Genomic DNA, 14,474 nt, shown 5'->3' on the forward strand with positions numbered 1-14,474 from the left:
TACAGGAGGCTGGGCCGAGGTGGAGTTGGGCAGAATAGGCATCCGGTTGAAATCGGGTATATCGGCGCAAAAGCTCTGAATGGACAAGCTTTGAGAGAACCCACTACGAGGATAGCGCTGCTATGAAGTTTTACCGACGCAACGCACGAGCAGCACAAGCGCCGACCATAACATCGGCCACGACCATATGTGAGGTGTCTCCAATGACGTCTCTTGTTCAACCAGGAGTCCGGAAGGAGGCAATGCAGATGCTTGGCGGTTCGAAAAATGATCGGTTCGTTGTTTCCCGGCGACGTACGGGCTTGGGCGACTGCCTGTGGTCGCTGGCGGCGGCTTGGCGTTTTGCCCAGCGGACCGGACGGAACCTGGTCATCGATTGGCGGGGGTCCTGTTATCTCGATCAACCATTCACTAACGCCTTTCCGGTCTTCTTCGAGCCAGTCCAAGACATTGCTGGCGTACGGGTGATCTGCGACGACCAGATCAATCAGCGCTCATTTCCGGGACCGTTCTTCCCGGGATGGTGGAATAGGCCAACCATTGATTGCGCCTATCGGCCGGACGAGCAGATATTCCGGGAACGCGATGAGCTCGATCAGCTGTTCCAAAGTGAGCAAGATTGCGATGCAAATACGGTTGTGTGTGACGCCTGCCTGATGTGGCGCTGCGATGAAGAGGCTGAACGAGAGATCTTTCGGAGCATCAAGCCGCGATCCGAAGTTCAGGGGCGGATTGATGCCATCTTCCGTGAGCACTTTGAGCCGTACAGCGTGATCGGCATTCATGTTCGGCACGGCAACGGCGAGGATATTATGGGGCACGCGCCCTACTGGGCTGATCCCGAGCGCGCCCTGCGACAGGTCTGTAATGCGATCGACAAGGCCAAGGCGTTATCGCATGAAAAGCCTGTCAGGGCTTTCCTGTGCACGGACAGCGCGCTAGTCGTTGAAAAGGTGTCAGCTATGTTTCCCGACGTTTTCACGATTCCAAAGCGCTTCCATGCGCCTCAGGCCGGACCTTTGCACAGCGCGGCGCTCGGAGCCGAGGGCGGCTTTTCCGCTCTCATCGAGATGTATCTCCTTGCGCGATGCGACACTGTGATCCGTTTCCCCCCGACCAGCGCTTTCACGCGCTATGCGCGCCTCTTTGCGCCACGCGTTATAGAATTCGACTTGAACGATCCGAGCCGATTGATCTTGATTGAAGAAGCCTCACAAGAGCTGGTGGCTTCATGAAGGTGGTGCCCCGCCTCATCGATCTGATGGTCGCTTTTTGCATCAAGCAGTTCTGCCACCATGTTTCGGGGCGGCAATTGATTGCCCAAACCGACGCTCCAACGTGCCCTTGCCCTGGAGAACAGCAAGATGCTGCGGCCGAATGCCGTCCGCTGAAGCGCAATCTTGACAAGAGCGGCGTTAACGGACTGCCACCGCGCTAAGGAGGTGGATACCGTCCTCGGCTTGCCTCGCCAGGACCCGCAAGTGAAGCTTCTCGATGGCTCATCGCGGATTAAGTCTCTGAAGGAGGTCACGTTGAGCCAGCGAGTTCCGTGCGGCGGCCGGCCATTCGCTCGCGCGGGCTGACCATTGGGATCGAGCTGGACATTTAGTGCGCCCACTCGTGATCGTGCAACCCATCGGCGCAGCGATGTGCTGCGATGAGCTCGGTATCAGCTGCGAGAAAAAGCTAACGTATGGAGCTGGCACGTTAGGTTTCGTGTCGTATCGACACGGCTACTGAGTGTCTCCACCATCCTGACCAATCATTGCCTCGACGAGGAGCGTTCTTTATCCGCTCGTTCCTTCGGATTTCGCGATCACGAAAGCGCAGCTTGGTGTCTGGCCTAGCAGTGACCGAGTGTGCTCCAGGCATTGTGTGGATCATGCAACGTCGATGTCGCAAAGCACACGCACCATGTCTCGAATCCGCCAAGCTTTTGGCGTGCGCGACATTAGGACGCAAAACCGGAGCATCTTTGCGTGCATCGTAGTGGCCCAAATCCTGCTACGCGTTCGCCAGCGACGCTACAGGAGAGGAGGCGGGCGTGGGTCTCGATCTGCCAAACGACGATCTGGTCGCAAGTCCGCTGCCCGAGACACATTTGGGCTGTCCCTTTCGCGCCGATAAAGCCCGCGTCCACCAGGGAGAGCAGAAGACGATGTTGCTGACTGGGGCATCGCGCGGAATTGGGCATGCCACTGCTAAGCTGTTTTCGGAGGCAGGTTGGCGCATCATTTCTTGCGCGCGCCAGCCGTTCGATGGCGAGCGGTGCCCGTGGGACTCCGGGCGCGAGGATCATGTCCAGGTCGACCTTAGCGATCATCAAATGCTGCCGCGCTTGATCGCTCAGGTCAAGGAACGCTTGGCGGGCGCACCCTTGCACGCACTAGTGAACAATGCCGGCATCTCGCCGAAGACGTCCGATGGTGACCGGCTGACGTCGTTGACGACGTCAACCGAAATCTGGATGAGAGTGTTCCATCTGAATCTCGTGGCCCCGATCCTGCTGGCGAAGGGCTTATTCGACGAGCTAAGGGCCGCGTCAGGATCGATTGTCAACGTGACGTCGATCGCTGGCTCGCGGGTGCACCCGTTTGCCGGCAGCGCCTATGCGACGTCGAAGGCTGCGCTTGCGAGTCTCACACGCGAAATGGCCCACGATTATGCGCCGCATGGCGTTCGCGTGAACGCGATCGCGCCCGGTGAGATCAGGACGGACATGTTGTCGCCCGACACGGAAGCGCGTCTCGTGCCAAGCATCCCGTTGCGCAGAGTCGGAACACCCGACGAAGTGGCCAAGGTCATCTTCTTCCTATGTTCGGATGCCGCAAGCTACGTTACGGGGGCCGAGGTGCCAATCAATGGTGGGCAACATCTGTGACTAGAGCAAGCCTGGAAACGTCGCTGACCTGAGCTTCTGTGCTCGAGCTCGTGTTCTACGCTGACGTCGCGCACCTATTCCGAAAAAAGATCAAATCAAGCCACAAGGTTACCGTCGTGCCATGAAAAGGTGTTACGCTTCTATGTCATCTCGTTAACTCGTGACGCTAGATCGAGCATGACATGCAAAACGAAGCTCGCAAACCCGAACAAGATGTTAGGGAGGATGATCAAAATAACGGAGACCGCCTTATGCTGCATATCGCTTCCGCACGCGAGATACCTGCCTCTCATCCAGAGACGGAGCGCGAGCTCTCGGGCGAGCCGCTGCGCGAGAGCGCGCTGACCGGCATCTTCGAAATATCGAAAATACTCACCGCTCCCTGCCGACTCGAGGTCACACTGGCCAACGTCGTGGGCCTTCTGCAATCATTTGTGCAGATGCGACACGGTATCGTCTCACTGTTCGACGATGACGGGATGCCGGACATTACCGTGGGCGCTGGCTGGAGCGAAGGCAGCGACGACCGCTTCCGGATGCGCCTGCCACGGAAGGCAATCGACCAGATCGTTGCGACCGACAGGCCTCTTGTCGTCGAGGACGTGGCAGCGGAGCCGGCGTTCAGCGCAGCTGACCTTGAAGTGCTCGGTGCCTCGGATAATATGCCGGTGTCGTTCATCGGAGTGCCGATCCGCATCGATCCAAAAGTCGTGGGTACGCTGACGCTCGACCGTGTCCGTGACGAAAGGTCGAGTCTCCGGCTCGATTATGATGCGCGCCTTCTCACCATGATTGCCAACCTGGTGGGACAGACAGTGAGGCTGCATCGCTTGTTCGCCTGCGATCGCGAGCGGCTGATGGCGGAGAAAGACCGTCTGCAAAAGCAACTATTCGAGTTTAGGCAGCCTGTACGAGAGCGTAAGAAGCTACCTGTTCATGGGATCATTGGCGACAGCCCGGCGCTGCGCGGGTTGCTCGAAAAGATCGCGGTCGTGGCTAAATCGAGCAGCACGGTTCTGCTGCGCGGCGAATCCGGTACCGGAAAGGAACTTGTAGCCAAGGCTATTCACGAATCATCGTCTCGCGCCAAGCGGCCCTTCATTAAGCTGAATTGCGCGGCTCTGCCTGAGACAGTGCTGGAGTCCGAATTGTTCGGTCATGAGAAAGGTGCCTTTACCGGCGCCTTCAGCTCGCGCAAGGGGCGCTTCGAGCTTGCTGACAAAGGCACGCTGTTCCTTGACGAGATCGGCGAGATTTCGGCCCCGTTCCAGGCGAAGTTGCTGCGAGTCCTGCAGGAGCAGGAGTTCGAGCGGGTCGGTAGCAACCAGACCATAAAGGTCGACGTTCGAGTCATAGCCGCAACCAACAGGAACCTTGAAGAGGCTGTGGCAAGAAGCGAGTTTCGCGCAGACCTTTACTATCGCATCAGCGTTGTTCCTTTGCTGCTGCCGCCGCTGCGCGAAAGACGCAGCGATATTCCGCTGCTTGCTGCCGAGTTCCTGAGGAATTTCAACAACGTGAACGGCCGTACGCTGACCTTGGAGGCGAGCGCGATCGATGTGCTGATGAACTGCGGCTTTCCGGGTAATGTCCGCGAGCTCGAAAACTGCATCGAGCGCACAGCGACGCTGTCGGCCGGGCCATCGATCGTGAGAAATGATTTTGCATGTTGCCACGGCCAGTGCCTTTCCGCGATGCTGTGGAAAAGTACGTCGGAGGAGGCGACAGTCAAATCGGCGCCGCCCGTCCCAGCGCCCGCCAAGCCGAACACTTCGCTGTCTGAAGCGATCGCACCGGTCCCGTCCGTCGGCAGCGAGCTGACCTCACTGGGACCTCCCGGCACAGTCCTCGTAAGTGGCGCGAAGATGGCCGATCGCGAGCGGGTCATTGCGGCCATGGACAAATCTGGTTGGGTACAGGCAAAAGCGGCGCGCTTGCTCGGACTAACGCCGCGCCAGATTGGCTACGCGCTGAGGAAGTACGGAATCGAGATCAAGCGGTTCTGAAGGCGCGGATCATGAGGACGATGGGTTTCGGGGCGCATCCAATTCCACCAAAATCTGAAAAAGGCGGCCCGCCCCGGCGGCAGATTGACCACGCGTGCGAGGAGCCGCCCGCCTGTCGGCGTGGCAAGGCGAGTTCGCTTCGAGCGTAGCGAGAACTGGGCTGATCGGCGCGGTGATGAACCCGTCGCCGAGGCCACCGCAAGGCCGATCAAAATCAGCAGCCGAAAGCCTTGAAAACAGCCCTTCTGCCACGATCACGATGCGGGGATGTTGTGTGGCGAACGCCGTGCCAAATAGAAATCAAACTGCCGTCGAGCGTCGGCATGTACAGGGGTGTCGCGACACAGCCGGACCAAGAGGGCCTCTCCGAATTGCTTGATTGATCGGTCCCTTGCGTCTTCTCCCGATTGAATGTAACGTTATAACATTACGTTGTGGATCGCAAGGAGCTGGAGGCATTCCGCATCAAGTTCCTGAGGCATCTTTCTGCGCGATCCGGGCCCGATGCCCACCATCCGCAGATGAGCGATCCCGACGATATGACGAAGCGCTGCCGCCCACGAAACGCGAGGAGGACACGACGCCATGGCCGATGCTGCACCCCAGATTCCCGTCACGGTCCTGACCGGCTACCTCGGCTCCGGGAAGACCACGTTGCTGAACCGCATTCTATCCGAGACCCACGGCAAGCGGTTTGCGGTGATCGTCAACGAATTCGGAGAGGTCGGCATCGATAACGATCTCATCGTCAACGCAGACGAGGAGATTTTCGAGATGAACAATGGCTGCATCTGCTGCACGGTCCGCGGCGACCTCATTCGCATTATCGCGGGGCTGATGCGCCGCAGCCGCGGCTTCGACGGTATTGTGGTCGAGACCACGGGGCTCGCGGATCCCGCGCCAGTTGCCCAGACCTTCTTTGTCGACGAAGACGTCCGCCGCAAGACCAAGCTTGACGCCATCGTCACAGTCGCGGACGCCAAGCACCTGCTTGACCAGATCGACCGGACTCCTGAAGCGCAGGAGCAATTGGCGTTCGCCGACGTCGTTCTCCTCAACAAAGTCGATCTCGTCGATAAGGAGGGTCTCGTGACGATCGAGCGTCGCATCCGCAAGATCAATCCTTACGCGGTGATCCATCGAACCGAACGCTGCAGCCTCGCTCTCGACCAGGTGCTGGGGCGGGACGCCTTCAATCTTGACCGTATTCTTGAGGTCGAGCCGGGCTTCCTCACCGAGGAGCACGATCATGAGCATGACGACAGTATTGCCAGCCTGTCGCTGGTCGCCGACCGCCCGATGAATCCAGAGACATTCATCCCGTGGATCAATGATGTCGCCCAACGCTACGGTACCGACATCCTGCGCATGAAGGGGATCATTGCGTTGGCGAACGACGACCGGCGATTTGTCGTTCAGGGCGTGCACATGCTGATCGAGGGTGGCAGCCAGCGTGCGTGGAAGAATGACGAGGCCCGCCAGACCCGGCTCGTCATCATCGGACGCGATCTGCCCAGGGATGTGCTCAAGCACGATTTTGAGGCTTGCTGCGCCTAAGGGGAGGGCAGATGGGAGAGATCGTAGGATTTGTTTCGAAATCCGAACTCGAGCGGGCGCGTCTGATCCGGGAGGCCCGCGCGATCTACGACAGCATATTCCCGCCGGTCGATGCGGCCGGCGAGCGGCAGGACGATCGCGCTACGGAAGGGAGGCAAACGGGCGGAACGGGCCCGCTCCATCGAAAAGAAACGGGCGGATGACGGACATGACCGCATCCGGGAATTCCTCATGGAGAGACAGCTTGCCCTTCTCCAGCCCCACCAGCCGAACATGCGGCAAGGCCGCCAGCGCTTCGATTTCGCTGCGCGAGCGTGCAGGGGTCTCGTGCCCATAAACCACCAGTGTCGGTTTATCCACCTTTCGCACCAGGCCACAGAAGTCCTCGCGACTTGCGACCCGATCGAGGTATCCGGTCACAAACCGCACGGAACCGTGGCGCGCTCCCTTTGCCTGCGTTACCGCAAGCTTGGCGGCGAGCCGGTCGCCGGAGAGCCAGTCCGCCTCGCTATAGACGTGCTCGCGCGCCATTCTCGTCACCACAAAACGGCTGACATTGATCCGGTAGAGCAACTGGCCGATCAGCGGCCAATCGATCGCCGCTCGCACGCGGGCGAACCAGGGGCGATAGCCCATCATCGTGGCAAGGGGTCCCCGCCAGGTCGGCGCGAGCAGCACGAGGCGGTCGACGGCTTCGCGGCGGCGCGCCGCATAATGAAGCGCATAGGTCGCCGCATGTCCGGCGGCAACAATCATGCGCGACGGCGGCGACATCTGGCTCAAGAACCAGTCCAGGAATGCCGAAAGCATCTGTGGCGACCAGTCGGCGCGCGGGCGCGGCAGATCGCCGAATCCGGGCCAGTCGACGGTCGTCGCACGACAGTCGGATGCCAGTCGCTCGAGCAGCGGATACATCTCGGCGCGCGTCGAAATCGAGCTGAGCGCAGGCAGCAGGGTCACGTCCGGACCGTTTCCCGCACTGGCCATTCCGATCGAGAGCGCCCGGCCTCCCCACGGATACTCGACTGTGCGCTCGATAATCATGCTCAACTGCCCTTGTCGTACGTACCGCGTCGCTTTGCTTCGATGGCGCTCCTGCGCCTGGCGGAAACGCCACGACGCTGCTTCGTCAATGGCAAGGACGATTATAGCCTATGGATCGCCATATTCCTTTGGTCCATAGTCACGTCAGACGGGGAAATAACGCGTTGACGAAATTCATGCCGGCACAGGTTTTCGTGCAGCGCTGCGGGGCCTGTCTTGCGCTCGTGGCGCTCGCGCTCCAACTCGTGATGTCTTTCGCCCACGTCCACAAGCATGATGTCACGTTCTCCGGGCGCGCTCGCCTCAATGTCGCGAGCATCGGGCAAGTCCGGCCGCAACGGCAGGCCGCCGAGTGGCATCCGTCGCGCTTGGCCGATGACGATGAAAATTGCACGATCTGCTTCTCGAGCTTCCTGCTGGCGAATTCGTCGATACCGTATGCGCCGGCAAAGTTGCCATTTGCTCGAATGGAGTAGCCTTGATCGCTCGCCCAACGCCGTTTCGGATATCGCAATTCAGCCGCGCCGCGCGGCCTTTTTGCCGCGCGCGCCGCCTGCCTGCTGACCGTTCGAGTCGCTGTCCTGCGTGACAGGGCCTAATACTCGCAACAACTGAAGCCGTCGACTCCTCTTAGGTCGCAGGTCGCTGCCGTCTGCTCCGCGGCGACGTCTGCTTCATGCGAGCCCATCTGAGATCGCCGCGCCCGCCGCTTGCGGGCGTTCACACTGGCTTTCCCACCGGGCAACACAGCCATGACAAGACGGCTCCATCCCTCCTTCTGCGCGATGCTCCTGCTCGCGCTGTCCGTCCACCGCGCGCAGGCGCATCCTCACGTCTGGGTCACCTCCACAGCGAGCTGCTTTACGCGGGGGATGGCACAATGACGGGCATTCGCCACGCCTGGACCTTCGATGACATGTTTTGCGCCTATGCGCTTCAGGGCATCGCACACGCCAAGAAAGGCCAATAAACGACGCAATATCCGCTCTCCCGTTGAACCAGGGGTTCTTAACCTCGAATGGGAAGGTCTTTCCTCCGTCGTAGGCGGTGCGTTCGCGAGTGGCAATTTCGACTTTGACTCGAATAGGCTGCGAGGCGTTTTCATCCTCGGCTTTGATCGTGAAAGTGAGCCTTGGTCCTATCTCTCCGAGATCGTAATGGCCACGGCCCATCCATGGCTCCAGCACGACTCGGAGATGGTCGAGGATTGGACCGACAGGGCCCTCGGTCGTGCGCGTGAGGTCAATATCTTCGGAGTATCGATACGCGGTCGGGAAGTGCAGCTTGTTGAGGGCCGTGCCACCTCGGAATCGCAGTTCTTTCTTCAAATAGTCATCCTTGAAGATTTCGACGAGCGCCCGGGATATAATAAGGTCCTGCTCGATCTGACGGTCTTCCGGCCACGGAGCCGTTTGGCTCCATGCAACGATGTTCATCGCGGGGATGATTGATCGAGCTCCGGACGACGGTGAACCAGAACGTTCCAGCGCGTATCACGTTCGGTTGGTTCGCGGGTCTTGCCGGCGCGTTTGGATGGATCGAGTTCGACCCAGGGCAACAGCTTTTCGTTTTGTAGGTAAGCGTGAAGTCCTTCGGCCGCTTGGGAGGTGTTTGACGAAATCGAGCAGGTACCCGAGCCGCTGGATGACAGAGCGCTCAAAGGCGGGCGCTAGTTTCTGTAGCTCTCTTGCCCTCATCCTGGCGCCGAGATCGGAAAGCACGGTAGCGATACTATCGATTGTTCCAGCCACATGCACGTAGCGCAACAAGTCGAGACCGGTGAGTTCTGGCGAGGACAGTTTAAAGTGGCCCGTATCCGTCTATTGATCGGTGATCGCTTCCGTAAGAGTGCTTATGTCCTTGCGCTAGAAAAACGTAAGGATCGAACGGCCAGCGCGGGTTTTGGGTATCCGCTTATCTGTTACGGTCTGAAATTGCATCACGGCTTGGTGAGAAGCTCCGTGTATCTCGGCGGCCTTCAGCAATCCAACGTAGTAAGGGTGGCCCTCATGCTTCATTAGGTCGTCGATGTACCACTGAGGCGGAGGCGCGCCACGAGCCAGGTATTGCGGCGGGACGATCACGTAGAAGCCCTGCCGCGGATTGATGAGTGCCTTTTTGTCTTGCAGCCGTTTTGCCGCGGCGAGAAATCCACGAGGCGTCGTGCTCAACGCGGCGATCGCCTCGTCACGCGTAAAGGACACCCTTCCGCTGGCCAGCAGGTCGGTGAGATACGAACTGAGAGTGCGGCGTCCGTCGAGCATCGTGTATGAATATGCCCGAAAAATGGGTATTTTTCACCACAATACTATGTCGCGATATCCCAAGAAAACAGGGATTTTCGTCCATGAGAATGTGAACGGAACCGAGCGAAGGGCTCGCGGCCTACGTTTCTAGATATCGGCTCGCACGCCTTACGAAGCGCTCCGCAACGCTCTGACATGCCGCTTCCGTCGTCTAGGAATTAAATCCGTTGCACTCAGCTAATGTCAGATTATACAAGCGTTTCTCATTGGCGCGGGGTGGAACAGCCCGGTAGGTCGTCAGGCTCATAACCTGAAGGTCATAGGTTCAAATCCTATCCAGGATTTGAACCTATTCCACGAGAGCTGCGCCGACGTTCACAGGCGCGTGCCGCACCAACTGCTCTCAAGATCTGTTCCCGTACGCCTGGACTAGCCGGTGTTCCTCTCGGACGCGAATATTGCCAGAAACCAACGCGCGATTTCGACGCTTTCCGCGGCGAAGTGGGGGTCATCGCTTACCAGCGGATCGAGTATTCGGCGGATGATGACCGGATGCTGGACGCAGTTCCCTCCGGCGTGGGGCTGATGTACGAAATTCAGGCGCGAAAGGTAGGTTGAAGGTTGAAGTTCAGGGCCACCTGACACAGCGGGGTAGATGCACTTGGCTACATGAACAAACGCACGGGGTACGAGTGCGGTTGAAGCTTTGGCATCCGCTTGACGATCGTGGCGAGCGTTCCGGCAAAATTAAGTGTCACGGGCAAGCGGTCGTAAGGCCCATCGTTATTCCAGTCCATTTTGGTCAACGCGAGTGTCTCGCGGCAGAGGTCGTCGATAGCGCCCAGACCAGCGTGGCGAACAAGAAGCAGCGGCTCCGGCGTGCCTTTGCCTTCCTTGTAGTAGTCCTTTCCCTTGGCTACGGCCGGAAGGTTACCTTGCGTCCAAAGCAAAGCCTCATGTGGACCGAGCTGGAACGTCGTTCCCCGCTGGCAAGGATAGCCATGTGGGCGCTGCGGTCCGGCGATGAGTACGCCGCGCCAACCGCAACTCTGTTGGACATGAACCAGTTCGATGGAATCCGCGTTCGGGAGGGCGTCGAAAACGCCCTCGACCTCGTCGGACCGAAACTCGGTGTTCTTGTGAACGACGATGCGTCGTGGCGGATCGCCCGAGTGCTTGCGCTGATAGATGGCGAGGCTGCGGGCCATCACCTTCAGCATTTGATCGCGGCGAAGATAGGGGTTCTTGCCAAACATGTGGACGCCGTCGGCCTCATAGGCCACGAACTCAAGACCTGATCCCTCGGCGTCGAAGACCTGACTACAGCAGATCGCAAAACGTTGCGCAGACTCGCCGCCGGCGCGCAGAGCATAGTCGATGCCTATGAAGGCCGTGCCAGGCTCGACGTCGGCAAGGACCCAGGGTGTACCACCGGCTTTGGTGTAGAGCGCGATGCCCAACCGCCAGGCGACGCTACAGCGGCAATAATAGTTTAGCGCGCTGTCTTCGCGCAGGAATTGCACGCAAATGCCCTCGGAGGCAGCATAAGCCTTCACGTAGTCGTGGAGGTCGAAGTCGTCGCCTGGCGGTCCTCGAAACGCTCGCGACCAGCTCTCCTTGAGCAGAATGACAACGATGTCGAAACTGTCACGCGCGTTACGAAGAGCAAAGAGCGCACGGGTCAGTGCTTCAGCCAGGACCACATGGGGTTTCTCGGAGGCTTCAATCTCTCGGTCGAGGTCTTGCGACAGGAGGATACGGCTCGCCGCGGCCCCGCGAGCAATTCGCACTCCGAAGACCTTCTCGAAGCCGGGGAAGGGCGGCAGATATTGCTTTCGTTCCCGCGGCTGATGCACCTGCTCGAGTTCGCGCATTTGCCGAACCAGCGATTCCTCGAGTTCGGCCGGCACGATTACTCCGATCCGGATTGGGTTAGGGACCGGCGACAACTTGCCGAGACTATAGGGCCCGAAACGGATCAGCCCTTCCATCGGATGGATATCGATGTCGTGCGGATTGTTGGAACCAAAGCGAAGCTTTGGCTCTGGCAGTACGATGTGACCGGGCAGGCGGAAAGGCTTGGTTGCAGTGCTCATGTCTTTCCGATCCCGCTGAACGCAGAAATGCGCAAAAGTTCGAATTCTGCATCGATGCCGTCCGCGATACCGAATGTCTTCAGACGCAGGCCCGGCTCCCGACCGACAATGAGGCTGATCCAGCCATCGAGGAGGGCATTGGCGAGGCGATTGTGGCGGCGTGCGCGCCGCTCGCGTATAAATTCACGCGTCAGCTCGACGGTGTCGTCAGGTGCGTCAGCGGCAAGCTCAGTGATGACGATAGGCTCGACCAGAAGCCAGAGCTGTTCAAGACGGTAATCGACGCGCAAGCCACAGGCCTCGCTCCAGACGACGTCAGTCTTGGGTACGGTGCCTGATATGGCGTCGACGGGCTTGGCGACGTCGCTGTTAAAAATCGACGGCTTTACCTCGCCCGGCACGGGTCGAAGCCGCACGCGGTTGCCCCGACGTTCGAGGGTTAAGCCGGGCCGGCCTGCAATTGCGCGGAATAGTGCATCGCGGACGAGCGCGCGTTCGCCTCCCTCCTTGACCAGCCTCTTCGACGAGAGAGGATGGTGGTCGAAGGCCTTGATGCCAAAAGGCTCGAGCGCTTTGCGAATATCGTTGTCCCGGCCGAAGGCCAGAACGCCGTCACGGGTGCGGTGCGCGATGATGTCGACACCTGCCTTGGAAATGGCTTCTTCGATCTCCTTATCGCCGCCGATCGCGCAGTCGACGATACGGCAAAGTGCTGGTCCCGAGGTAACCGCGAGCGCGTTCATGCGGATGGCCGGCACCGCTGCCGTGCTCGGCCGCAGTTTGGCCGTCGCGAGCCGCGGCCGAACGGTGCCGGTAAGGCTGGCGAGCTTGTCAGCGGTCTGCGGCAGAAATCGGAGGAGATCAGAGAACAGTTCGTCGAAAGACTCCGTCTCCACAAGATGGGCATCAATGCCCAGCGCGCGTGCGCGGACGATCAGTTCGGTGACCGCAGGGTAGGGCGTATCCTGGCCGCGCTTGAACCAGAAGAGGCCACCAGGGAACCCGCGCCCCTCGTCGAGAGCCTCGTTCAACGCCTCCATGATCGATGCATCGCGGCCGCTATAGCCGATGACGGCGAGTCCCTGCCGGCGGCATGCATCGACGAGACTGCGCCGCATCTCGGCATCCTGTTGGCGAAGCTCAGCGTCAGTGTTCTTGAGGGAGTCGGAATGGTAGTCGCCATGTAGCTTGCCGTAGACCGGCCAGCGGTTCTCATCGACGGCACGTCGAATCTTCTCGGGCTCCTTCAAGTCGGCGACGACCAGCCGTCCCGTCCCGCCCAGGTGCTCTGCAGCGGCATCCTCTACGGCGCGGTCGAAATTGGTGGTCCAGACGATCCGGCAGAGATCCTGCGCCATCAGCAGCGCCAGCGCATGGTGGCCGAAGGACGGTTTTCCGCGCGCGATCAGCTCATCGAGATAGGCGCGCCGGTCTTTTGGCGAGTGATAGGTCGCCTCGAAATAGGCGGAGTACTCCGTCTCCGACCCCGCAGCCGGAAAGCTGCCCATAGTATCGAAATGAGCCTGCAGCTTGCGCTGGACAGCGGGCTCCCCGATATCTGTGATCGCCGAGGGCGGCAGCTTCCGTTGCGAGCGATAGAGCCGTTGTTTGAAGTCCCAGATCATGTCGCCGGCAGTCTTGATCCCGGCAGCCCGCGACGCCCCGGCGCCGAGAAACCACATGATCTGCGCCCCGCGGAGCTGGAAGAGGCGGAGGAATGCCGGAATGTCGAGCGGCGAGATGGCTTGATCGTCCATTGCGGTTGCAGCGGCGGTTGTGTCGCCAGAGGGAAGGGGGCGCACAAGACCTGACGGCTTTGTGGGGGGAATGGAGTTTATGGCGATGACCTCAGGTAAGACGGCAATGAAATCTTGTGGTGTCTGAAGACAATCTCGGTGAAACTGCAACCAGGACGTGAGTCTGTCTCGCTCGCGCTGAGATGTCCGGTACCGAGCGCTCGGTCAAGTGACCGTGAGGGAGAAGGGTGGGGGGCGTTTTGGACGAGCCACGGCGCGTCAGCGCGCAGTTCGACGTGGTCGACGATCTTCTGTGGCAGGCAGTTGCGGGTCGACTGCCGGAGCTCGGATCGATCGTGCTCGCCCGATCGGGGCGAATCGGGCCGCTCGTCGAGCTTGCGATGGCGACCGACGCAGCGCCCGAGGCCTATCGGGCCATCACGGTCGAGCCTCCGGTATTTCACCAAGTGACGCGCGCGCTTCGCGACGGCGCGATCAGCGGTGCCGCCGCGCGCGATCGCGCCGGTGTGTTTCCCCTGTCGCGCCTCAGGCACGAGAGGGACGGTCCGGACGAGGTCGCTTGGGAGCAGTGGGTCATGCACGCGGAGAATGCGGCGGTTGCCGCGGGCCGGGCAAAGGGTCTTGTTGCCGGCCTGATGGGCGCCCTCGGCGAGCTTCAGGACAATGTGTTCGAACATAGCGGTCGCCCTGACACCGGCGTCGTCGCCTATGCCGCCGGCGATGGCGCATTCGAATTTGTGGTCGCCGACGCCGGCCGGGGGGTGCTCGCAAGCCTGCGGGAAAATCCGGAGTTTGCCGGCCTTAAAGATTCCGGCGCCGCGTTGCGGGTCGCGGCGTCCGACGGCGCCTCGCGGTACGCGCGCAGCACGGGCCACGGCTACGGCATC

At 60.2% G+C, this 14,474-nt stretch carries 10 protein-coding genes and 3 pseudogenes; 8 read left to right on the forward strand and 5 right to left on the reverse strand.

Features of this window, described 5'->3' with window-relative positions; translation table 11 throughout:
* Positions 1 to 122: 122 nt before the first annotated feature.
* From XH93_RS10755 to XH93_RS42230, 6 genes are all read left to right on the forward strand, one after another.
* On the forward strand, positions 123 to 1,235 hold the full coding sequence (locus XH93_RS10755) for a nodulation protein NodZ (protein ID WP_305825964.1): 1,113 nt from the start codon (positions 123 to 125) through the stop codon (positions 1,233 to 1,235).
* Positions 1,232 to 1,438 carry a hypothetical protein gene (locus XH93_RS10760; protein ID WP_194473464.1) on the forward strand — a complete coding sequence of 69 codons (207 nt, stop codon included), beginning with the start codon at positions 1,232 to 1,234 and terminating at the stop codon, positions 1,436 to 1,438. Before XH93_RS10755 ends, XH93_RS10760 begins: the two co-directional genes overlap by 4 nt.
* A 606-nt stretch (positions 1,439 to 2,044) precedes the next feature.
* On the forward strand, positions 2,045 to 2,881 hold the full coding sequence (locus XH93_RS10765; RefSeq protein ID WP_194473465.1) for an SDR family NAD(P)-dependent oxidoreductase: 837 nt from the start codon (positions 2,045 to 2,047) through the stop codon (positions 2,879 to 2,881).
* Positions 2,882 to 3,063: 182 nt separating this feature from the next.
* Positions 3,064 to 4,887, forward strand: coding sequence for a nif-specific transcriptional activator NifA (gene nifA, locus XH93_RS10770; protein WP_194473466.1), 1,824 nt, complete (start codon positions 3,064 to 3,066; stop codon positions 4,885 to 4,887).
* 585 nt (positions 4,888 to 5,472) lie between these two features.
* Complete coding sequence (locus XH93_RS10775) at positions 5,473 to 6,444, forward strand: GTP-binding protein (RefSeq protein ID WP_194473467.1); 972 nt, start codon at positions 5,473 to 5,475, stop codon at positions 6,442 to 6,444.
* A gap of 11 nt (positions 6,445 to 6,455) precedes the next feature.
* Entirely contained in the window at positions 6,456 to 6,647 is a 192-nt protein-coding gene (locus tag XH93_RS42230) for a hypothetical protein (RefSeq protein ID WP_246799565.1), read from the forward strand.
* Here XH93_RS42230 and XH93_RS10780 read toward each other — a convergent pair.
* Positions 6,586 to 7,488: an alpha/beta fold hydrolase gene (locus XH93_RS10780; RefSeq protein WP_246799701.1), complete on the reverse strand. Its 903-nt coding sequence runs from the start codon at positions 7,486 to 7,488 to the stop codon at positions 6,586 to 6,588. The genes XH93_RS42230 and XH93_RS10780 overlap by 62 nt on opposite strands.
* A gap of 164 nt (positions 7,489 to 7,652) precedes the next feature.
* Between XH93_RS10780 and XH93_RS10785 the strand changes: the two genes are divergently transcribed.
* Both XH93_RS10785 and XH93_RS10790 read left to right on the forward strand, forming a co-directional pair.
* A complete protein-coding gene (locus XH93_RS10785; RefSeq protein WP_194473469.1) occupies positions 7,653 to 7,964 on the forward strand; it encodes a hypothetical protein in 312 nt (103 codons plus the stop codon).
* A gap of 309 nt (positions 7,965 to 8,273) precedes the next feature.
* Positions 8,274 to 8,452 (forward strand): annotated as a pseudogene (locus tag XH93_RS10790) (DUF1007 family protein); the annotation flags it as partial.
* A 142-nt stretch (positions 8,453 to 8,594) separates the two neighbouring features.
* Here the strand turns inward: XH93_RS10790 and XH93_RS10795 are convergent.
* From XH93_RS10795 to XH93_RS10810, 4 genes and pseudogenes are all read right to left on the reverse strand, one after another.
* Positions 8,595 to 8,924, reverse strand: a pseudogene (locus tag XH93_RS10795) (nucleotidyl transferase AbiEii/AbiGii toxin family protein); the annotation flags it as partial.
* A gap of 57 nt (positions 8,925 to 8,981) precedes the next feature.
* Positions 8,982 to 9,752: pseudogene (locus tag XH93_RS42235) on the reverse strand (type IV toxin-antitoxin system AbiEi family antitoxin).
* Positions 9,753 to 10,399: 647 nt separating this feature from the next.
* Complete coding sequence (locus XH93_RS10805) at positions 10,400 to 11,830, reverse strand: hypothetical protein (RefSeq protein WP_210340473.1); 1,431 nt, start codon at positions 11,828 to 11,830, stop codon at positions 10,400 to 10,402.
* Positions 11,827 to 13,587, reverse strand: coding sequence for an SIR2 family protein (locus XH93_RS10810; protein WP_194473470.1), 1,761 nt, complete (start codon positions 13,585 to 13,587; stop codon positions 11,827 to 11,829). Before XH93_RS10810 ends, XH93_RS10805 begins: the two co-directional genes overlap by 4 nt.
* Between the last annotated feature and the right edge of the window lie 887 nt (positions 13,588 to 14,474).

Source organism: Bradyrhizobium sp. CCBAU 51753 (assembly GCF_015291565.1).
GTDB classification, from domain to species: domain Bacteria; phylum Pseudomonadota; class Alphaproteobacteria; order Rhizobiales; family Xanthobacteraceae; genus Bradyrhizobium; species Bradyrhizobium ivorense.

What these genes read in the sequence shown, in the direction of transcription:
- XH93_RS10775 (WP_194473467.1), top strand. Translation starts at nt 5,473, where the DNA reads ATGGCCGATGCTGCACCCCAGATTCCCGTCACGGTCCTGACCGGCTAC.
- nifA (WP_194473466.1), top strand. Translation starts at nt 3,064, where the DNA reads ATGCAAAACGAAGCTCGCAAACCCGAACAAGATGTTAGGGAGGATGAT.
- XH93_RS10780 (WP_246799701.1), bottom strand. Translation starts at nt 7,488, where the DNA reads ATGATTATCGAGCGCACAGTCGAGTATCCGTGGGGAGGCCGGGCGCTC.
- XH93_RS10755 (WP_305825964.1), top strand. Translation starts at nt 123, where the DNA reads ATGAAGTTTTACCGACGCAACGCACGAGCAGCACAAGCGCCGACCATA.
- XH93_RS42230 (WP_246799565.1), top strand. Translation starts at nt 6,456, where the DNA reads ATGGGAGAGATCGTAGGATTTGTTTCGAAATCCGAACTCGAGCGGGCG.
- XH93_RS10760 (WP_194473464.1), top strand. Translation starts at nt 1,232, where the DNA reads ATGAAGGTGGTGCCCCGCCTCATCGATCTGATGGTCGCTTTTTGCATC.
- XH93_RS10805 (WP_210340473.1), bottom strand. Translation starts at nt 11,830, where the DNA reads ATGAGCACTGCAACCAAGCCTTTCCGCCTGCCCGGTCACATCGTACTG.
- XH93_RS10810 (WP_194473470.1), bottom strand. Translation starts at nt 13,587, where the DNA reads ATGGACGATCAAGCCATCTCGCCGCTCGACATTCCGGCATTCCTCCGC.